This window comes from Xanthomonas sp. LMG 12460 (assembly GCF_009192895.1).
GTDB classification, from domain to species: domain Bacteria; phylum Pseudomonadota; class Gammaproteobacteria; order Xanthomonadales; family Xanthomonadaceae; genus Xanthomonas_A; species Xanthomonas_A sontii.
In genome coordinates this window covers 25,941-46,156 of record NZ_NKUH01000020.1, presented here as the reverse complement: position 1 = coordinate 46,156, position 20,216 = coordinate 25,941, and the positions used below count along the sequence as shown (strand labels likewise).

Below are 20,216 nucleotides of genomic sequence, written 5' to 3'. Positions count from 1 at the left end.
CCGAATCCACGTGGCAGTGCGGCTGTTCCTCCCCTTCTTTTTCTGCGGATCGAATCTTCCATGAGCAATGCAACCCGTCGTTTCAACGTCGCCGTCGTCGGCGCCACCGGTGCCGTCGGCGAGACCATGCTGAGCATCCTCGCCGAGCGCGATTTCCCCGTCGCCACGCTGTACCCGCTGGCCTCCGAGCGCTCGGCCGGCGGCCAGGTCGAGTTCAAGGGCCACAAGGTCACTGTGCTCGACCTGGCCACCTTCGACCCGAGCGGCGTGGATATCGCGCTGTTCTCGGCCGGCGGCGGCATCTCCAAGGAATACGCACCGAAGTTCGCCGCGGCCGGCGCGGTGGTGATCGACAACTCCTCGACGTTCCGCTACGACGACGACGTGCCGCTGGTGGTGTCGGAGGTCAATCCGCACGCGCTGAAGCAGCGTCCGCGCGGCATCGTCGCCAACCCCAACTGCTCGACCATGCAGCTGATGCCGGTGTTGGCGCCGATCCACAAGGAATACGGCATCGAGCGCATCAACGTGGCCACCTACCAGTCGGTGTCCGGCGCCGGCCGCTCGGGCATGGAGGAACTGGGCAAGCAGACCGCGCAGTTGCTGGCGTTCCAGGACATCGAGCCGCAGAAGTTCCAGGCGCAGATCGCCTTCAATCTGATCCCGCACATCGACGACTTCCAGCCCAACGGCTACACCAAGGAAGAGATGAAGCTGGTGTGGGAGACGCAGAAGATCCTCGAGGACAGCAGCATCCTGGTGAACCCCACCGCGGTGCGCGTGCCGGTGTTCTTCGGCCATTCCGAAGCGGTCAACATCGAGACCAAGCGCAAGATCACCGTCGAGCAGGCGCGCGCGCTGCTGGGTCAGGCGCCGGGCGTGGAAGTGGTCGACGAGCACAAGGCCGGCGGCTATCCGACCCCGGTGACCCATGCCTCCGGCAAGGACCCGGTGTTCGTCGGCCGCATCCGCGAGGACTTCTCGCACCCGCGCGGCCTCAACCTGTGGGTGGTGGCCGACAACATCCGCAAGGGCGCCGCGCTCAATGCGGTGCAGTTGGCCGAGCTGGTTGCCCAGGAGGGCTGAAAGCCGGGACCCGGGTCCCGCGGGTTCATGGCGTGGCGGCGTGGCTGGCCGCGCGGCCTGATCGTGTGGCGGAGTGGAGCGAAGGCCGGGGCGCGAGCCCTGGCTTTTTGTTTGGAAAATGGAAGTCGCAGGTATCCGCGCTCGCCCCGTTGTGGGAGGGACTTCAGTCCCGACGCGAGATCCCGCACACCGCGTTATGAAGCGCGGTCCCTGTCTCGGATTTCCGAGTCCTCAGCCTCCCTTCGGGGGCTTTTCCGGGCCCGGATTTTTTGGGAACTTCAGTCCCGACAGCGGCCGCACCTCGCGTCGGGACTGAAGTCCCTCCCACAGTGGCGTGCCTGGGCTTTCCTGCTGCAGGGTGTTCTTGCGTCGTGGATTTCAGCGGTGCACCAGCAACGCGGTCCCTGTCTCGGCTTTTCCGGACCCCGGGTCCCCGGTCCCGGCTTCCTATATATTGCACGCATGATTCCAAGGGGCAGGGGCGGGATGCGCCTACAACCACGTTTGTTCCGTCGCCATCGCGGCGATGCGGTGTCCGCCGTGCGCGGGCTGCGCCATGTCTGTCGCGCTGCCACGGCGCTGCTGTTGCTGGCCTGCAGCCAGGCCGCGCTGGCCCTGGGCCTGGGCGATATCCGCGTGCTGTCCAAGCCGGGCGAGCCGTTCCTGGCCGAGATCCCGGTGATCTCCAACGAGCCGGGCGAACTGGAGCGGGCGCGGGTGGCGCTGGCCTCGCCGGCGACCTTCGCGCGGGTCGGGCTGGAGCGCCCGCAGGGCCTGGTCAGCGATCTGCAGTTCCGCTTCAGCCAGACCCGCAAGGGCCGCGCGGTGATCCAGGTCAGCAGCCGCATGCCGGTCGACGTGCCGTCGCTGAGCTTCCTGATCGAGGTCGATTGGGGCCAGGGGCGGCTGATCCGCGAATACTCCGCGCTGATCGATGCGCCCAACACCGCCGCCGCGATCGATGCACCGGCGATCGATGCGCCGGCCGCGGCGCAGCCGTCCGACCGCATCGCCCGCGAAACGTCCACCGCGGCGCCAGCGCCTGCCGCCGCCGCCATGCCGGCGACGCCAAGCGCCAGGCCGGCCGCCACGCCGCGTCCGGCGCCGGCCCCCGCGGCCGCGCCCCGCGATGCGCTGGCGCCGGTGCGCGCCGGGCAGACCCTGTCGCAGATCGCCGGGCAACTGGCGCGCGCCAACGGCCATTCGCTGGACCAGACCATGGTCGCGCTGCTGCGCGCCAATCCGGACGCCTTCATCCGCGGCAATCTCAACCTGCTCAAGCAGGGCGCGGTGTTGCGCACCCCGCGCGAGGAGGATCTGGCCAGCCTGGATGCCGCCGCCGCCGAGGCGGTGGTGCGCGAGCAGGCGGCGCAATGGCGCCAGGCGCGTGCGCCGGTGCCGCAGCCGGCGCAGGCGCAGCAGGACGCGGCGACGGCGCAGACTGCGCCCAAGCCGGCCGCCGCGGCGCCGGCCGCCGCCGCTGGCGCACGCCTGGAAATCGCGCCGGCAGTGCCGGCGACGCGCCGCGAGGCGGGAACCAAGTCCGGCACCGGTGCCGGCGACGAAGGAGACATGGTGGCAGCCCAACAATTGCAGCAGGCGCGCGAAGACCTCGCGGCACGCGATGCCGAGGTCCAGGAACTGCGTTCGCGGGTGGAGCAGCTCGAAAAGCTCAAGTCCCAGCAGCAGCAACTGATCGCGTTGAAGGACAGCGACCTGGCTGCGGCGCAGAAGCGCCTGGCCCAGGCCGGGCAGGCGGCGCCGGCCGCGGCGGCCGCCCAGGCACCGGCCAATGACGGGTTCCCGCTGTGGCTGTGGGGCGGGCTGAGCCTGCTGGTGCTGGGCCTCGGTGCCTGGCTGCTGTCGCGCCGGCGCAAGCCCTCGCCGCTGCCGCCGTTGCCGCGCGACGACGATGCCGCGCTGGCGGCGAGCGCCGCGGTGCCGGTGGTCGCGCACCGTGATGTCGATGCGCCGGAACTGCCGCCGCTGGAGCCGGCCGAGCCGCTGGCCGAGGAGGAGGCGGTCGCCCGCGACCACGAGGCGTTGGAAGAGTGGGAGCGCGCCGACCATCTCGACCACGCTGCCGCCGATCACTCAGATCACGCCGATCACCACACCGCACTCGACGACGACGCCTTCGAGCGGGTGCTGGCGCAGCAGTCGCTGCGGCAGGCGCCGGCCGATGCGCCGCTGTCCGCGGACAACGACGACGACCACTCCGCTGGCGTGTCCGATGCCCATCCGGAGGCCGCACCGGCCGCCGAGCCGGTTGCCGAGGCGCCGTGGCGGCAGCCATCGCCGGTGGTCGCAGTGCCGGGCGGCGACGCCCATGCCGACAAGGACGCCGGCGGCGGCCGGCAGGAGCCGACCTGGCATCAGCCTGCCGCGCCGGCCCTGGCCCCGGCCCCGGCCCCGGCCGAAGCACCGTCGCCGTATCCGCCGGCGGGCCGCGAGCGGTTGGAACTGGCGGTGGCGTACATGGATCTGGGCGACAACGAGACGGCACGTACCCTGCTGACCGAGGTCGCGGCCAGTGGCGATCCGGCCGCACGCGCCGAGGCGCTGCAATTGCTGGGACGGCTGGACTGATGGCAGCAGGCGGCGCGCGGCGCGCTCGCCGCGGCCGGCCGGCCTGGAGCGGGACGGCCCTGCGGCATTTTGCGCATCGGCGACGGGCGCGCACCGAGCGCGCGCTTCCGGCCGGGCAGGGGCACTGCCGCGGTGGCGTTGCAGGCGCCCTGCGCTGGCCCATGCACGCGTCGGCCGCAGCGCGCGCCGGCGCCGATGCCGCACTGCAGTGGAGGTCGCCATGCGCTACGCGCTAGGCGTGGAGTACGACGGCAGCGAGTTCCAGGGCTGGCAGCAGCTCGGCGAGAGTGGCGGCCCCAGCGTGCAGGCGACGCTGCAGGCGGCGCTGTCGTCGGTGGCCGACGCCCCGGTGAGCGTGGTCTGCGCCGGCCGCACCGATGCCGGCGTGCACGGCGAGTGCCAGGTGGTGCATTTCGATTGCGATGCGCCGCGCCCGGCGCGCGGCTGGATGCTGGGCGCCACCGCGCGGTTGCCGCCCTCGGTCTGCGTGCGCTGGTGCGTGCCGGTGGCCGACGACTTCCACGCGCGCTTCTCCGCCCGCGCGCGCCGCTATCGCTACCGCCTGCTCAACCGCCAGGTACGCCCAGCGCTGTACCGGCAGACCCTGAGCTGGGAGCGGCGGCCGCTGCAGGCCGACGCCATGCACGCGGCGGCGCAGGCGCTGCTGGGCGAGCAGGACTTCAGCGCCTTCCGCAGCGTGCAGTGCCAGGCCCTGCACGCGCGCCGCGAGCTGCAGTCGATCGCGGTGACCCGAAGCGGCGAGCTGGTCGAGATCCAGGTCCAGGCCAATGCATTCCTTCATCACATGGTGCGCAATATCGTTGGTTCCCTTGTCATGGTGGGAACGGGCGAAAAGCCGGTGTCCTGGATTGGCGAACTGCTCGCGGGACGCGACCGCCGCGTCGCTGGTCCGACGGCGCCGCCGCAGGGCCTGGTGTTCGTCGGTCCCCTCTATCCCGCCCACTGGACGCTTCCGGACGAGGTCACGCTATGAATCGCACGCTGTATCGCACCCGCATCAAGTTCTGCGGCATGACCCGCGCCGGCGACATCCGCCTGGCAGGCGAGTTGGGCGTGGATTCGATCGGGTTCGTGTTCGCCCATGGCAGCCCGCGGCGGGTGGCGCCGGCCGAGGCGCGGGCCATGCGCCAGGCCGCCGCGCCGATGGTGGACGTGGTGGCGCTGTTCCGCGACAACCCCAAGGACGAGGTGCGCGAGGTGCTGCGCACGGTGCGTCCGACCCTGCTGCAGTTCCATGGCGACGAGGACGACGGCTTCTGTCGCAGCTTCAACCTGCCGTACCTAAAGGCGGTGCCGATGGGCGGCGGCGAGGTGAATGCGCGCACCCTGCAGCTGCAGTATCCGAACGCGGCCGGCTTCCTGTTCGACAGCCACGCCCCCGGCGAAAGCGGCGGTTCGGGCAAGACCTTCGACTGGTCGCGGCTGCCGACCGGCCTGCACCGGCCGTTCCTGCTCGCCGGCGGCATCAATGGCGACAACGTGTTCGACGCGATCATCGGCACCCTGCCGTGGGGTGTGGACGTGTCCAGCGGCATCGAGAGCCAGCCCGGGATCAAGGACGGCCACAAGATGCGCAAGTTCGTCGAGGAAGTGCGCCGCGCCGACTGCCACGAGTTGAACACCAACTGCTGAGCGCGGCCGGCTGGCACGCGCCGCCGGGAGCAGCCCGCTGTCGGGTCCTGGCCGGCGCCGGCCGCCGCAGGTGCCGCCGCTTCGGCCCGCGCCGCGGGCCAACCGCCGCGACTTTCACGTATCATCCGGCTCTAGAACCTGCCGGCGGTCCGCCGCGCGCCGTGCGCGCAGGCCGGCGGGATGACGCGTGCCCATGATGGGACGCGCCGTCACGGCACAGCAAGGATGAGGGGATGGCCGAGTTCCTGAACGTCGCACTGGGATTTCCGACGTTGCCGTACAGCATCCTGTTGGCATTTTCCGCGCTCTACTGGGCGCTGGCCGCCTTCGGCATCGGCGACCATGCCGCGCCGGACGGGCATCTGCATGTCGACGGCGCCGACCATGGCCTGCACGGCGTGTCCGCCGTCTTCGCGCGGCTGGGCCTGGGCGGTGCGCCGGTGATGCTGGTGGTGGCGCTGCTCTCGTTCTGGGGCTGGCTCGGCACCTATTTCGTCCATCTTTTCCTGCTGCAGTCCCTGCCGGCCGGCCTGCGCTGGGGCATCGGCAGCGGCGTGGCGCTGTTGGCCCTGCTGCCTGCGCTGCCGCTGACCTCCTGGATGCTGCGGCCGCTGCGCCGGCTGTTGCTGCGGCTGCGGCCGGTGGCGCAGACGTCGTTGCTCGGCAAGGTCGGCGTCGTCGCCTCGCCGCGTGCCGACGCGGACTCCGGCTACGCCACCGTCGACGATGGCGGCGCCGGCCTGGTCCTGCAGGTGCGTGCTCAGGCCGGCCAGGTCTATCCGCGCGGCGAGCGCGTGGTGCTGGTCGACTACGTGCAGGCGCACAACCACTATCTGATCGCCCGCGAGCAGGATCTGCCGGGTTTGCCGTTTCCACACAGCCTGATTGCGGGCGATAAGGAGATCCACCGATGAGTTTTGCGACGATGGCGCCGTTTCTGATCGGCGTCGGCATCCTGCTGGTGCTGCTGCTGGGGCTGGCCGGCCTGTTCCGCGCGTTCTACCGCAAGGTGGATCAGGGCGTAGCGCTGATCGTCAACGACATGAGCGCCACGCCCAAGGTGCACTTCACCGGCGCGTTGATCGTGCCGGTGCTGTACCGCGCCGAGCTGATGCGGATCAGCCTGATCACCCTTCAGGTCGACCGCCGCGGCAAGGAAGGGCTGATCTGCCGCGACAACATGCGCGCCGACATCGCCGTGGCGTTCTACCTGCGGGTCAACGAGACCCAGGCCGACGTGCTGCGCGTGGCCAAGGCGATCGGCGCCGACCGCGCCTCGGACAAGGACGCGGTCGACGAACTGTTCAACGCCAAGTTCTCCGAGGCGCTCAAGACGGTGGGCAAGAAGTTCGAGTTCACCGAGCTGTTCGAGAAGCGCCAGGAGTTCCGCGACGAGATCATCGCGGTGATCGGCAACGACCTCAACGGCTACGTGCTCGAGGACGTGGCGATCGACTACCTGGAGCAGACGCCCAAGGCGCTGCTGGATCCGCACAACATCCTCGACGCCGAGGGCATCCGCAAGATCACCGAGCTCACCGGCACCCAGAACGTGGTCACCAACGAGCTGGAGCAGAACGCGAAGCTGGCGATCACCAAGAAGAACGTGGAGGCGCGCGAGGCGATGCTGGCGCTGGAGCGGCAGCAGGCCGAGGCCGAGGCGCGGCAGAAGCGCGAGGTCGACACGATCCGCGCGCGCGAGCAGGCCGAGACGCTGAAGGTGCAGGAGGAGCAGCGCCAGTTGGCGGAGAACGCGCGTATCGAGGCGCAGCAGCTGATCGACATCCGCGAGCAGAACCGCCTGCGCGAGGTCGAGGTGGCCGAACAGAACCGCCAGCGCGCGGTGGCCATCGAGGTCGAGCGGGTCGCGCGTGCGCGCCAGCTGGAGCAGGTCACCACCGATCGCGAGGTGCAGCTGCAGGGCGTGGAGCGCGACAAGGTGGTCGAGAACGGCAAGATGGACGTGGCCAACATCACCCGCGAGCGCATCGCCATCGACAAGACCGTGGCGCAGGAAGAGGAGCGGATCAAGGAAGTGCGCCAGGTCGCCGAGGCCGACCGGCTCAAGCAGGTCACGATCCTGGAAGCGGAGGCCAAGGCGCAGGAACTGCTGGTACGCCAGGTCAAGGACGCGCAGGCGCGCGAGACCGCGGCCAAGCACCGCGCGGTCGAACTGACCACCCTGGCGCAGGCCGAACACGAGGCCGCCGGCAAGCAGGCCGAAGCCAAGAAGCTGCTCGCCGACGGCATCCGCGCCGAGAAGGCCGCGCCCGGTCTGGCCGACGCGCAGGTCAAGGAGGCCTCGGCACTGGCGATCGAGAAGGTCGGTATCGCCGAGGCGCGGGTGATCGAGGCCAAGGCCGATGCCAGCCTCAAGCAGGGCAGCAACGAGGCGCGCGTGCTGGCCGAGACGCTGCAGGCCAAGGCGCAGGGCGAAGAGCAGATGGGCAAGGCCAAGGCCAGCGCCGCCGAGTCGATCGGCATGGCCGAGGCGGTGGTGGTGGAGAAGCGCCTGTTGGCCGAGGCCGACGGCCTGACCCGCAAGTTCGAGGCGATCGGCGCGCTCAGCGACAGCGCGCGCGGCCACGAGGAATTCCGGATGCTGCTCGACAACAGCCTCAAGCAGGCGCTGGCGTCGATCGAGGCCGGCAAGGAAGTGTCCAAGGAGAACGCCGAGGTCATCGCCAGCGCCCTGCGCAATGCCGACATCGACCTGGTCGGCGGCGACGGCGGCATGTTCGACAACCTCATCAAGGCGGTCTCGCTCGGCAAGTCGATCGAAGGCCTGGCCGACAAGAGCCCGATCGTGCAGGACCTGATGCAGCGCTATCTCGGCGTGCAGCGCGGCGCGGCGGCGCCGTCGCGGCTGGCGCCGGACGCGGCTGGCCAACTGCCCGTCGCCGAGCCTTGAGCGCGGCACTGGACTGAGTGCGCAGGCGGCGCGCGGCCGGCGACGGTGGCGCGTCGTCGCAACCCGTGGCGGGCGCGCGGCGCGATGCGCCGATCCCCCGCAAGCCGGCAGGAGCCGCGACGATGGCAACACCTCCCCAACCCCAGACCGATCCCCAGCCCGAGGGCGACGCGCCCAGCCAGGTCGACCAGGCGGTCGCCCAGGGCGGCGCCTACGACGTGCTGCGCAAGCGCTTGGTCGAGCAGGGCGCGCGGCTGCAGGACGCGGTCGAGGCGCTCAACCGGCAGCGCCTGCAGGAGTTCGGCGACAGCCGTCTCGAGGTGGACGGCCGCTTCCGCATCCGCACCGAGCACAATTGCGTCGGCCGCGACATCGTGCAGGTCGGGCCGGACCTGCTGCTGTTCGGCTACAACGTGTTCCTCGGGCTCAAGAACCAGACCCGCGTGCAGGACGTGTTCGGGCTGTACCGGCTGGTCGAGGGCGCCGACGGCTACGACGTCAGCCCGATCGACCTGGCCGGCAGCTTCCTCGGCCAGGCCGGCTTCGTGCACGACTTCGGCGAGCTGTACGCCTACTATAAGCACGCCCGGCTGCTGCAACTGATCGTCATCGGCGGCAAGCTGCTGGCGGCGTTCCAGATCGGCGAGCGCAGCAGCGACGTGCGCGTGTTCCGCTGGGCGCAGGACAGCGACGGCGTGCTCACCTACATCGATGCGCGCGGCGAACGCGACATCGCGCTGCCGCCGCCGTTCGACTTCGAATGGACCCGCGCCACCCGCGAGATGGCGGTGAACGGGCGCCATTCGCATCTGAACATCCTCGATACCCTGTTCGTGGAGACCATCGGCGGCGATCTGACCATCAAGGTCGAGAACAACACCGAGACCGGACAGGGCATCTACAGCGAACCGGTGGAGGACAAGACCCAGTCGCTGGACGATGCGCAGTTCGATTTCGCGCGGGTCGGCAGCCTGGTCCTGCTCAAGGTGCTGCCGTATCGCGAGACGCAGTGGCGCGGGCTGATCTACAACACGCTCAGCGGCCGCATCGTGCGCAACGATGCCATCGTGCAGGCCTGCGTGCAGCTGCCTGAGGACCACGGCATCATTTTTCCCGGCGGCTATTACCTGCAGAACGGCGATCACAAGGCGTTCGACGCGGCGATGGACGGGATGCAGTTCAAGCGCGCGATCCGCTCGCCCAACGGCGAGGACGTGCTGTACATCTTCTACGAGCGCGAGGGCGGCAAGTCCGCGCTGTTCGTCTACAACACCATCCGCCGCGCGCTGCAGAACCCGGTGTTCGGCCATGGCTACGCGTTGCTGCAGGACGGGCGCATGGTGCTGTTCCATGCCGAGGGCAGCGAGCCGACCCGGATCCATCCGATGCAGGTCTGGCAGACCCCGTTCAGCAGCGACGAGTTCGCCGCCAGGCGCCCGCCGAGCAATACCTTCCTCGGCCGCATCGGCAATGCCGAACTGGTGCGCGGCATCTCCAGCCTGTTCGGGCTGGCGCGCGCGATCGACCGCGACGAGGTGTCGGTGCAGCGCTACCAGTTGCTGGTGGAGGACGCGCGGCGCCTGTTCGACGCGCACCATTGGCTGGAGGACGCGCACTGCGGCGACCTGGCCGGCGTGCTGCGCGGCATCAGCGCCACCGGCGAGGCGGTGCTGGACGAATACGAAAAGGTGCTGTCGATCCGCCAGCAGTCCGACCAGGCCATGGCCGAGGCCACGGCTGCGCACAAGGCGCTGCTGGCGCGGCTGCAGCCGGAGAACTGGAACAGCATCCAGGAGTTCGTCGAACCGCTCAACGCCATCGCCGCACAGCGCGGCCATCTGCTGACCATCCGCGAGTACCGCTACATCGACACCGATGCGATCGATGCGATGGGCGCGACGCTGCAGCAGGCCCACGACACCGTCGGCGCCGCCACCGGGCGTTTCCTCGGCAGCGAAAGCGCGCTGGCGCCGTTGCACGCGCGCCTGGCCGAGCTGGACGCGGCGGCGCAGGTGGCGGCGACCGCGCGCGCGCTGTCCGAGCAGGTGCAGGCGATGCAGGCGATGTCGGCCGATCTGGACCTGCTGTCGGAATTGATGGCCGGGCTCAAGGTCGACGACGCCACCGAGCGCACCCGCGTGGTCGAGGCCCTGTCCGAAGTCTACGCGCGGCTCAACCAGGCGCGTGCGCGTGCCGAGCAGCGCCGCAAGAGCCTGGGTTCGGCCGAGACCGTGGCCCAGTTCGGTGCGCAGTTCGCGCTGTTCGGCCAGGCGATCACCAGCGCGCTGGCGCTGTCCACCGATCCCGAGCGCGCCGACGAGCAGCTTTCGCGGCTGATGGTGCAACTGGAGGAACTGGAGAGCCAGTTCGGCGAGCACGAGCAGTTCCTCGGCGACATCCTCAGCAAGCGCGAGGAACTGGTCGAGGCGTTCGAGACGCACAAGCAGGCCTTGCTCGACGACCGCCAGCGCAAGGCGCGCTCCTTGCTGGACGCGGCCTCGCGCATCCTCGACGGCCTGCCGCGGCGCACCGAGCGCTTCGCCAATGCCGACGAACTCAACGCCTTCTTCGCCGGCGACCCGCTGATTCTCAAGCTGCGCGAGCTGGCCGAGCGGCTGCGCGGCTACCGCGACAGCGTCAAGGCCGACGACGTCGAGGCGCGGCTGAAGGGCGTGCGCGACCAGGCGGTGCGCGCGCTGCGCGACCACAGCGAGCTGTTCGAAGCCGGCGGCAACGTGGTGCGGCTGGGTCCGCGGCACCGCTTCAGCGTCAACACGCAAGCATTGGACCTGACCCTGCTGCCGCGCGAGGATGGACTGGCGCTGCATCTGACCGGCACCGACTACCTGGAGCCGCTGCAGGACGCCGCACTGGACGCCACCCGCGCCTACTGGCAGGTGACGCTGGATTCGGAATCGCCCACGCTGTACCGCGGCGAATACCTGGCCGGGCGCATGCTGGAAGCGGCGCTGGCGGGCGAGGAGGGGCTGAGCCTGGATGCGCTGGCGCAACTGGCGGCCACACCCGACGCGCTGGCGCGCAGCGTGCGCGACTTCGCCGCGCCGCGCTACCGCGAGGGCTACGAGCGCGGCATCCACGACCACGACGCCACGCGCATCCTGCAGGCGCTGCTGCCCTTGCAGCAGGCCGCGGGCACGCTGATGCACGCCCCGGCCGCGCGCGCACTGGCGCTGGCGTTCTGGGCCGAACGCCAGCGCGAGGAGGAGGTGGCCGCGTGGGTCGCGCGTCAGGCCGGCGTCGATGCGATCGCGCGCCTGTTCGGCGCGCGCGACGGCCGCGACGCGCTGCAGGCCGAGATGGCGCAGGCCATGCAGCGCTTCGCCGAGGACGCAGGGCTTGCGTTCGATGCCGCCCAGGCGCGGGCGGCCGCCGCCTACCTGGCGGCCGAACTGGCGCAGGGCGAACCGACTTTTCCGTTCAGCCGGCATGCGCGGGAACTGCTCGATGCGCTGCATGCGCGGCTGGCCGAGGCCGGGCTGCGCGAGCAGTTCGAGCAAGGCCTGGAACGCGTGCGCGGCAAGCTTGGCGCCGCCTGGACGCAGGCCAGCCAGTGGGTGCAGGGCCTGTGCCACGATCCGCGCTTCGCGGTCCACGCCGGCTACGCGCCCGAGGCGGTGGCGATCGCGCTGCTGGCGCCGCGGCTGCGCAGCCGCGCCAGCGAGGTGGCGTTGATGGCCACGGTGGAGGGCCTGCTCGGCGAACATCCGCGTATCGAAGGCGGGCGCCTGCGCCTGGCCATCGACGATTTCCTGGCGCGCCTGCGCCACCACGAGCAGGTGTTCGTGCCCGGCTTCCGCCAGTACCAGGCACTGCGCCAGCAGGTCATCGCCCGCGAGCGCGAGCAGTTGCGCCTGTCCGAGTTCAAGCCGCGGCCGCTGTCCTCGTTCGTGCGCAACAAGCTGATCAATGAGGTCTACCTGGGCGTGATCGGCGACAACCTGGCCAAGCAGATGGGCACGGTCGGCGAGAACAAGCGCAGCGACCTGATGGGCATGCTGATGCTGATCTCGCCGCCCGGCTACGGCAAGACCACGCTGATGGAGTACGTCGCCAGCCGGCTCGGCCTGGTCTTCATGAAGATCAATGGTCCCGCGCTGGGCCACGCGGTGCGCTCGCTGGATCCGGCGCAGGCGCCGGACGCCACCGCGCGACAGGAATTGCTCAAGCTCAATCTCGCGCTGGAGATGGGCAACAACACCATGCTGTACGTCGACGACATCCAGCACACGCACCCGGAATTCCTGCAGAAGTTCATCTCGCTGTGCGACGGCACGCGCCGCATCGAGGGCGTGTGGAAGGGGCGCACGCGCACCTACGACATGCGCGGCAAGAAGTTCTGCGTGGTGATGGCCGGCAATCCGTACACCGAGTCCGGCGAGGTGTTCAAGATTCCGGACATGCTCGCCAACCGCGCCGACATCTACAACCTGGGCGACGTGCTCGGCGGCATGGAGGAGGCGTTCCTGCTCAGCTACATCGAGAACGCGCTCACCTCCAATCCGGTGCTCGCGCCGCTGGCCACGCGCGAGCTGGCGGACCTGTACCTGCTGGTGGATCGCGCGCGCGGCAAGGAGATCTCCAGCAACGCGCTCAGCCATGCCTACAGCGGCGCGGAGATCAACGAAATCGTGGCCACGCTGCAGCGCCTGCTGCGCGTGCGTGAGGTGGTGTACAAGGTCAACCAGCAGTACATCGCCAGCGCCGCGCAGGACGATCGCTACCGCACCGAGCCGCCGTTCCGGCTGCAGGGCAGCTACCGCAACATGAACAAGCTGGCGGAGAAGGTCTCGCCGGTGATGAACGAGGCCGAGTTGCAGCAGCTGATCTCCGACCACTACCTGGGCGAGGCGCAACTGCTGACCAGCGGCGCCGAGGAGAACCTGCTCAAGCTGGCCGAGTTGCGCGGCGCGATGGGCGCCGAGGAACAGGCGCGCTGGGACCAGATCAAGCGCGACTTCCTGCGCAACAAGGCGATGGGCGCCGACGAGGCCGATGTCGGCGGGCGCATGGTGGCGCAGCTGGCGGACATCGCAGGCGGCCTGCAGGGGCTGCGTGCCGAGCCGAGTCCGGAACCGGCACGCTGGGAGCAACTTCTTGCGCTGCTGCGGCAGGTGCTGGCCGAACGCGAGCGCGAAGCGCCGCCCGCCACGCCCGTGGCCACGCCGGCCGCGCCTGCGCAGACGGAAGCATCGGTCACGCCCGCGCTGCAGCCCTTGCTGGACGCACTCGCGCGCTCGCACGAGGGCCAGGCGCAGGCCGGGCAGGCGCTGACCGCGCTGGCAGAGGCGCTGCGCGCGTCGTTGCGCGAGCCGTCCGCGCCGGCAGCGGAGCCGCGCGTGCGGCGGCCGCGCACGCTGGCCGAACGCCAGCTCGACGAAGCGCTGGCGCGGCATTTCTATGGCGACGCGGGCGCCGCGCGCAGCGACGATCCCGAACCCGGCCCGGCGTGAGCGCGCGCGCCGCTCCTGCGCTGCCCGAGCCGCCGGTGTCGCCGCCCGCGGCGAACGACGCGCAGGTCGCGTCCGGCTACGCGGCGCCGCTGCTCGAGGCGGTCGCACAGGCGCTGGCCGCGCGCGCCGCCGCGCCGGACGCCGGCGCGGCACTGGTGCAGGAGCTGGAGCGCATCCAGCACGCACTGCAGGCGCGCGATCCGCGGCGGATCCGCCGCGACAGCAGCCTGCTCGGCCGTCTGCTCGGCCGCGACCTGGAGCGCCAGGCCGAGGCCGAGACCCTGCAGGCGCAACTGGGCGTGGTCCTGTTGCGCGCCGATGCGCATGCCCAGGCGCTGCGGCACGCGGGCCAGGCATATGCCGAAAGCGCCGGCGTCGCCGAGGCCGGCGTGGCCGCGCTCGAGCGCTGGATCGCCGCGGCGCCGACGCCCGACCCGGCGTTGGCGCAGGCCTGGAACCAGCGACTCGACCACTTGCGCCGCCTCGCCGCCGCCTGGCGCCTGGAAGCGGCGCAATGGCGGTTGCTGCAACAGCAGGGCGAGGACCTGCTGCAACGCTACAGGAACATCCGCGACGTGCTGCTGCCGGCCTGGCGCCAAGCCGCCGTCACGCCGCAGGCAGCGCAGGGCAGGGACCACGTGGCCCGCGCCGCACAGGCGCAGCAACACATCCTGGCCGAACTGCAGGCCATGCGGGCTAGACTGCGCTGAGCCTGCGCCGCCGCCGCGAATCGCTATCGAAGGAGAACCATGATGACCCAGGAACACCCGCTGACGCCGCAGAGCCTGCCGCTGCAACCCGACGAAGCCGAGCTCAAGGCGCTCGGCCTGGTGCCGGACGATCGTGCGCAGATCGCGGCGCTGGCGCAGGGCCTGCGCGAACTCACGCCCGGCAGCCTGCACCTGTTCGGCACCGAGGTCGCCGCGCAGGCCGCCGCGTTCTCCAGCCAGTTGCTGGACCAGGTCCGCAACCGCGACCTGGAGGCCAGCGGCGACAAGCTCGGCGAAGTGGTGCGGATCGCGCGCGCGCTCAAGCTCGACCAGCTCGGCGAGCGCTCGCGGGTGCCGCTGATCGGCGGCCTGATCGATCGCCTGCGCGCGTCCAAGGACGAACTGGTGCAGAAGTTCAGCGACACCAACCGGCAGATCGAACAACTGCTGCGCGACGTCGGCACGCAGCAGGCCAACCTCGGCCAGCGCGTGGGCGAATTCGACCGCATGCACCAGATGGTGCAGGCCGAGCGCCGCGAACTGGGCCTGCACGTCGCTGCCGGCAAGCTGCGCCTGGCCGAACTGCAGCAACAGCACCTGGCGCTGGCGGGCCAGGACGATCCGCAGGCGCGCGGCCAGCGCGCCGAGATCGATACCGCCCTGCGCCTGCTCGACAAGCGCGTCGGCGACCTGCAGGTGATGCAGCACGCGGCCGAGCAGGCGCTGCCGATGATCCGGCTGATCCAGGCCAACGCGCTGCAACTGATCGAGAAGTTCAACACCGTCCGCGACATCACCATCCCGTCGTGGAAGCGCCAGTTCGCGATCCAGCTGTCGCTGCACGAGCAGCAGAACGCGGTGATGCTGTCCAATGCCATCGACGATGCCACCAACGACATCATGCGCCGCAACGCCGACCTGCTGCGGCAGGCCTCGGTGGACACGGCGCGCGCCAACCAACGTGCGGTGATCGACATGGACACGCTGCGCCACGTGCACGAGCAACTGATCGCCACGGTGGAGGAGGTGCGCGAGATCCACCGCGACGGCATGCAGCAGCGGCGCGCCGCCGAGGTCGAGCTGAGCCGGCTGCGCGACGACCTGCAGCGGCGCCTGGCCGCGCCGGCGCAGCCGGGCTGACGCGCGCGCCCGCCGATGGGCGCTCGACGCCCCACCCACCCATGTAGAGCGGCTTCAGCCGCGACAGACACCTCCACTCCCGCGCACGCCAAGCGTCGCGGCCAAGCGTCCTGTACAGCGCGGTTGCGCCGCGAATTGCCGGCGAACAGGCCAGGCAATACGCCTAGCCGCGATCCTCCCGCAACTCGCCGGCCAACCACCCGGCCAACGCCTCCACCCGTGGATCCTGCTGCTCCCGCCGCGCGCACAGCGCCCACTGCCCGCCGGTGTCGACGAAGCCCCACGGCGCCAGCAGGCGGCCATTGGCCAGGTCGTCGGCGACCAGCGGCTGCGGCGCGATCGCCACGCCGATCCCGGCCAGCGCCGCTTCCAGCAGGTAGTACAGGTGTTCGAAGCCGGTGCCGTAGCGCAACTGCGCCGGCGCCAGGCCTTGCGCCTCGGCCCAGGCCGGCCAGGCCTGCGGGCGCGACACCGTATGCAGCAGCGGCAGTCCCTGCAGTGCCGCCGGCGCGGCCGCGGTCAGGGCCGGTGCCTGCGGCAGGGCCGGGCTGAGTACCGGGCCGATCCGCTCCGGCGCCAGCACGCGCACCTGCCAGTCCGCCGGCCATGGCGCCTGGCCCAGCAGCAGCGCCGCATCCAGGCCGTCCAAGTCGGCGGCGAAGTCGCCCTCGTGTGCGGACAGGTGCAGGGTCAGCGCCGGCAGGTCGCGCTGCAGCGCCTGCAGCCGCGGAATCATCCAGCGGGCGAGGATGCTGCCGGGGCAGCCCAGCACCAGCGCGGCCGGGCGTGATGGGCGGCGCAACTCCGCCACCGCGTCCTGCAACTGCGCGAAGGCGCTCCCGGCGGCCTCGCACAGGTGCGTGCCGGCGGCGGTCGGGCGGATGCCGCGGCCGTCGCGCTGCAGCAGCGCAAATCCCAGTTCCTGCTCCAGCAGCCGCACTTGGCGGCTGACCGCGCCATGGGTGACATGCAGTTCCGCCGCCGCGGCGCCGACGCTGCGCAGCCGCGCGGCGGCCTCGAACGCACGCAGGGCGTTGAGCGAGGGCAGGCGGCGCAGGCTGGTCATGTGAGTTTTCCTGACGGATTGCGTCAGACTTTATCGGTTTTTCTGTGGGAACGTGTGCGCTAAAGTGCAGGCCTGTCCTGTTGCCCCCGGTTGCGCCATGTCCTCTGTCCCCGTCAGCGACTTCCACGCCTATCCCGACGCCGCCGGCCATTTCGGCCGCTACGGCGGCCGTTTCGTCGCCGAGACCCTGATCGGCCCGCTGCAGGAGCTGGCCGCGGCCTACGACGCCGCGCGCCAGGATCCGGCCTTCATCGCCGCCTACGACAAGGACCTGACCCACTACGTCGGCCGGCCCAGCCCGATCTATCACGCCGAGCGGCTCAGCCGCGAAGTGGGCGGCGCGCAGATCCTGCTCAAGCGCGAGGACCTGAACCACACCGGCGCGCACAAGATCAACAACACCATCGGCCAGGCGCTGCTGGCCAGCCGCATGGGCAAGACCCGCATCATCGCCGAGACCGGCGCCGGCCAGCACGGCGTGGCCAGCGCCACGGTGGCCGCGCGGCTGGGCCTGGAGTGCGTGGTGTACATGGGCGCCACCGACATCGAGCGGCAGAAGATCAACGTCTACCGGATGAAGCTGCTCGGCGCCACGGTGGTGCCGGTGCATTCCGGCTCGGCCACGCTCAAGGACGCGCTCAACGAGGCGATGCGCGATTGGGTGACCAACGTGCAGGACACCTTCTACATCATCGGCACCGTCGCCGGTCCCGATCCTTACCCGCGCATGGTGCGCGACTTCAACGCCATCGTCGGCCGCGAGGCGCGTGAGCAGATGCTGCGCGACTACGGCCGCCTGCCGGATGCGATCAGCGCCTGCGTCGGCGGCGGCAGCAACGCCATCGGCCTGTTCCATGCCTTCCTCAACGACGCTTCGGTGAAGATCTACGGCGCCGAGGCCGCCGGCGACGGCATCGGCAGCGGCCGCCACGCCGCCTCGATCGCCGCCGGCCGCCCCGGCTTGCTGCACGGCAACCGCACCTACGTGATCTGCGACGACGACGGGCAGATCGTCGAGACCCACTCCGTGTCCGCCGGCCTGGACTACCCGGGCGTGGGTCCGGAGCACGCGTTCCTGGCCGACAGCGGCCGCGCCATCTACCAGGGCATCACCGACGACGAAGCGCTGGCCGCGTTCCACCTGCTGGCGCATACCGAGGGCATCCTCGCCGCGCTGGAGTCGAGCCACGCCGTTGCACAATCGATCAAGCTGGCGCGCGAATTGCCCAAGGACGCGCTGGTGCTGTGCAACCTGTCCGGCCGCGGCGACAAGGATGTGCACACCATCGCCGCGCGCGAGGGGCTGACGCTGTAACGCTTTACCCTTCTCCTTCGGGAGAAGGTGGCGCGGAGCGCCGGATGAGGGTACGGGCGCAGCCCAGTACTCAAATCCGCACCGCTTCGCCTCTTCCCCTCACCCCAACCCCTCTCCCGGTGGGAGAGGGCGCATAGGTCCCCCATGAACCGCCTCGCCGACACCTTTGCCCGACTCGACGCCCAAGGCCGCAAGGCCCTGATCCCCTTCCTCACCGCCGGCGATCCGTCGCTGGAGGCGACCGTGCCGGCGATGCACGCGCTGGTCGAGGCCGGTGCCGACGTGATCGAACTGGGCGTGCCGTTCTCCGACCCGATGGCCGATGGCCCGACCATCCAGCGCAGCTCCGAGCGCGCGCTGGCGCGCGGCGCCGGCCTGCGCTACGTGCTGGAGGCGGTCAGCGCGTTCCGCCGCGACGACGCCACCACGCCGGTGGTGTTGATGGGCTACCTCAACCCGGTGGAGATCCACGGCACCGCGCGCTTCGCCGAGGAAGCGGTGGCGGCCGGCGTGGACGGCGTGCTGCTGGTCGATCTGCCGCCGGAGGAGTCGGCCGAGACCCTGACGGTCTTCGCCGACGCCGGCCTGGACCTGATCGTGCTGGCCTCGCCGACCACCAGCGATGCGCGCATCGACCTGTTGTGCGAGGCGGCGCGCGGCTATCTGTACTACGTCAGCTTCGCCGGCGTCACCGGCGCCGACCGGCTGGATACCCGCGCCGCCGGCGATCGCCTGCGCCAGTTGCGCGCGCGCTGCCCGGTGCCGGTGGTGGCCGGCTTCGGCATCAAGGACGCCGCCAGCGCCAAGGCCATGGCCGTCGATGCCGACGGCGTGGTGGTGGGCAGCGCGCTGGTCGCGGCGCTGGCCGAGGCCGGCAGCCCGCAGGCCGCGCGCGACGCCGCCCTGGCGTTCCTGACGCCGCTGCGGCAGGCGCTGGACGCGGGCTGAGGTACGCCTGGTGTGTTTGCGAACGCCCCGCCTTGCGCGGGCGTTCGCGTTTGCCGCACTGCCGCAAATGCGGTGCGTGCGGAGCATGCGGTACATGCATTGCTGGTCGGACGGCACGCGCCGTCGCTGGCTCCCGCTTGCGTGTCGACGGTGCGGGATGGCGGCGACGCTACCGCACGTCCCGCGTTGCGCGGCCGCAGCAGGCGTCCTGGCGGCAGCCGCGCCGCTACCGGCCGGCCTGGCCGCTCCATGCGCCACCGTCTGCAGGCCACCGGGGGACCGAGTTAGACTGTCGCCCCTCTGCGGCTCTCGCGGCCGCCCAATGGATCGTCACATCGCATGAGTTGGCTCAGCAAATTGATGCCTTCGGGCATCCGTACCGACAGCACGCCCAGCAAGAAGCGCAGCGTTCCCGAAGGCTTGTGGGAGAAATGTCCCAACTGCAGCGCCGTGCTGTACCGGCCGGAACTGGAGGAGAACCTGGAGGTGTGCCCGAAGTGCGGCCACCACATGGCGATCCGCGCGCGCGCGCGCCTGGCCGCGCTGTTCGACGCCGACACCGCGCCGACCGAGATCGGTGCGCGCCTGGGCCCGACCGACGCGCTCAAGTTCAAGGACCAGAAGAAGTACGGCGAGCGCATCAAGGCCTCACAGAAGAGCACCGGCGAATACGACGCGCTGGTGGCGATGCAGGGCCTGCTCAAGGGCCAGCCGCTGGTCGCCGCTTCGTTCGATTTCGCCTTCATGGGCGGCTCGATGGGCTCGGTGGTCGGCGAGCGCTTCGCCCTGGCCGCGGAGACCGCGCTGAAGATCGGCGCACCGTTCGTGTGCTTCTCCGCCAGCGGCGGCGCGCGCATGCAGGAAGGCCTGTTTTCGCTGATGCAGATGGCCAAGACCTCGGCCGCGCTCGGCCGCCTGCGCGAGGCCGGCCTGCCGTACGTGTCGGTGCTGACCCATCCCACCACCGGCGGCGTCTCGGCCAGCTTCGCCATGCTCGGCGACATCAACATCGCTGAGCCGTACGCGCTGATCGGCTTCGCCGGCCCGCGCGTGATCGAGCAGACCGTGCGCGAGACCCTGCCAGAAGGCTTCCAGCGCTCGGAATTCCTGCTCGAGCATGGCGCCATCGACCAGATCTGCGACCGCCGCGAACTGCGCGACCGCCTCTCCGAGCTGCTGGCGCTGATGATGCGGCAGCCGGCCCCGGCGAAGAGCGAGGCGGCATGACGGCCGGGAATCGCGAATCGGGAATAGGGAATCGTGGTCGCGCGCGTGCGTTGCATCGCGCGGCAAGCCCGTGCTTGTCGCGATCCCTGGACGTCTCCGG

The 20,216-nt window shown here is 70.7% G+C and carries 13 protein-coding genes; 12 read left to right on the top strand and 1 reads right to left on the bottom strand.

The window, feature by feature from the left end; all coding sequences use genetic code 11:
- Nucleotides 1-60 precede the first annotated feature (60 nt).
- The 9 genes from CEK66_RS04595 (at nt 61) to CEK66_RS04555 (ending at nt 15,560) form a co-directional block, all read left to right on the top strand.
- The gene (locus tag CEK66_RS04595) at nt 61-1,086 is read left to right on the top strand and encodes an aspartate-semialdehyde dehydrogenase (RefSeq protein ID WP_148827804.1); all 1,026 of its coding nucleotides are present in this window, start codon (nt 61-63) and stop codon (nt 1,084-1,086) included.
- 531 nt (nt 1,087-1,617) lie between these two features.
- Nucleotides 1,618-3,675 carry a FimV/HubP family polar landmark protein gene (locus tag CEK66_RS04590; protein WP_226978488.1) on the top strand — a complete coding sequence of 686 codons (2,058 nt, stop codon included), beginning with the start codon at nt 1,618-1,620 and terminating at the stop codon, nt 3,673-3,675.
- A 220-nt stretch (nt 3,676-3,895) separates the two neighbouring features.
- Nucleotides 3,896-4,669: a tRNA pseudouridine(38-40) synthase TruA gene (gene truA / locus CEK66_RS04585; RefSeq protein ID WP_017911049.1), complete on the top strand. Its 774-nt coding sequence runs from the start codon at nt 3,896-3,898 to the stop codon at nt 4,667-4,669.
- Nucleotides 4,666-5,328 carry a phosphoribosylanthranilate isomerase gene (locus CEK66_RS04580; protein WP_010342993.1) on the top strand — a complete coding sequence of 221 codons (663 nt, stop codon included), beginning with the start codon at nt 4,666-4,668 and terminating at the stop codon, nt 5,326-5,328. The genes truA and CEK66_RS04580 overlap by 4 nt, the downstream gene beginning before the upstream one ends.
- Nucleotides 5,329-5,561: 233 nt before the next feature.
- A complete protein-coding gene (locus tag CEK66_RS04575; RefSeq protein ID WP_017912820.1) occupies nt 5,562-6,242 on the top strand; it encodes a DUF1449 family protein in 681 nt (226 codons plus the stop codon).
- A complete protein-coding gene (locus CEK66_RS04570) occupies nt 6,239-8,239 on the top strand; it encodes a hypothetical protein (protein WP_026143208.1) in 2,001 nt (666 codons plus the stop codon). Before CEK66_RS04575 ends, CEK66_RS04570 begins: the two co-directional genes overlap by 4 nt.
- A 122-nt stretch (nt 8,240-8,361) precedes the next feature.
- Nucleotides 8,362-13,710, top strand: a complete 5,349-nt coding sequence (locus CEK66_RS04565) for a DNA repair ATPase (RefSeq protein ID WP_152236081.1) — start codon at nt 8,362-8,364, stop codon at nt 13,708-13,710.
- Entirely contained in the window at nt 13,707-14,420 is a 714-nt protein-coding gene (locus CEK66_RS04560) for a hypothetical protein (RefSeq protein WP_226978487.1), read from the top strand. The genes CEK66_RS04565 and CEK66_RS04560 overlap by 4 nt, the downstream gene beginning before the upstream one ends.
- Nucleotides 14,421-14,462: 42 nt before the next feature.
- The gene (locus CEK66_RS04555) at nt 14,463-15,560 is read left to right on the top strand and encodes a toxic anion resistance protein (protein ID WP_226978486.1); all 1,098 of its coding nucleotides are present in this window, start codon (nt 14,463-14,465) and stop codon (nt 15,558-15,560) included.
- Nucleotides 15,561-15,723: 163 nt separating this feature from the next.
- Here CEK66_RS04555 and CEK66_RS04550 read toward each other — a convergent pair whose 3' ends face one another.
- The gene (locus CEK66_RS04550; RefSeq protein ID WP_017911017.1) at nt 15,724-16,626 is read right to left on the bottom strand and encodes a LysR family transcriptional regulator; all 903 of its coding nucleotides are present in this window, start codon (nt 16,624-16,626) and stop codon (nt 15,724-15,726) included.
- Nucleotides 16,627-16,723: 97 nt separating this feature from the next.
- Between CEK66_RS04550 and trpB the strand changes: the two genes are divergently transcribed.
- The 3 genes from trpB (at nt 16,724) to accD (ending at nt 20,116) form a co-directional block, all read left to right on the top strand.
- Entirely contained in the window at nt 16,724-17,941 is a 1,218-nt protein-coding gene (gene trpB, locus CEK66_RS04545) for a tryptophan synthase subunit beta (protein ID WP_152236079.1), read from the top strand.
- Nucleotides 17,942-18,085: 144 nt separating this feature from the next.
- Nucleotides 18,086-18,889: a tryptophan synthase subunit alpha gene (gene trpA / locus CEK66_RS04540; RefSeq protein ID WP_152236078.1), complete on the top strand. Its 804-nt coding sequence runs from the start codon at nt 18,086-18,088 to the stop codon at nt 18,887-18,889.
- A 339-nt stretch (nt 18,890-19,228) separates the two neighbouring features.
- Entirely contained in the window at nt 19,229-20,116 is an 888-nt protein-coding gene (accD, locus tag CEK66_RS04535; RefSeq protein ID WP_017909810.1) for an acetyl-CoA carboxylase, carboxyltransferase subunit beta, read from the top strand.
- The last annotated feature ends 100 nt before the right edge of the window (nt 20,117-20,216 follow it).

What these genes read in the sequence shown, in the direction of transcription:
- CEK66_RS04595 (WP_148827804.1), top strand. Translation starts at nt 61, where the DNA reads ATGAGCAATGCAACCCGTCGTTTCAACGTCGCCGTCGTCGGCGCCACC.
- truA (WP_017911049.1), top strand. Translation starts at nt 3,896, where the DNA reads ATGCGCTACGCGCTAGGCGTGGAGTACGACGGCAGCGAGTTCCAGGGC.
- CEK66_RS04580 (WP_010342993.1), top strand. Translation starts at nt 4,666, where the DNA reads ATGAATCGCACGCTGTATCGCACCCGCATCAAGTTCTGCGGCATGACC.
- CEK66_RS04575 (WP_017912820.1), top strand. Translation starts at nt 5,562, where the DNA reads ATGGCCGAGTTCCTGAACGTCGCACTGGGATTTCCGACGTTGCCGTAC.
- CEK66_RS04570 (WP_026143208.1), top strand. Translation starts at nt 6,239, where the DNA reads ATGAGTTTTGCGACGATGGCGCCGTTTCTGATCGGCGTCGGCATCCTG.
- CEK66_RS04565 (WP_152236081.1), top strand. Translation starts at nt 8,362, where the DNA reads ATGGCAACACCTCCCCAACCCCAGACCGATCCCCAGCCCGAGGGCGAC.
- CEK66_RS04555 (WP_226978486.1), top strand. Translation starts at nt 14,463, where the DNA reads ATGACCCAGGAACACCCGCTGACGCCGCAGAGCCTGCCGCTGCAACCC.
- CEK66_RS04550 (WP_017911017.1), bottom strand. Translation starts at nt 16,626, where the DNA reads ATGACCAGCCTGCGCCGCCTGCCCTCGCTCAACGCCCTGCGTGCGTTC.
- trpB (WP_152236079.1), top strand. Translation starts at nt 16,724, where the DNA reads ATGTCCTCTGTCCCCGTCAGCGACTTCCACGCCTATCCCGACGCCGCC.
- trpA (WP_152236078.1), top strand. Translation starts at nt 18,086, where the DNA reads ATGAACCGCCTCGCCGACACCTTTGCCCGACTCGACGCCCAAGGCCGC.
- accD (WP_017909810.1), top strand. Translation starts at nt 19,229, where the DNA reads ATGAGTTGGCTCAGCAAATTGATGCCTTCGGGCATCCGTACCGACAGC.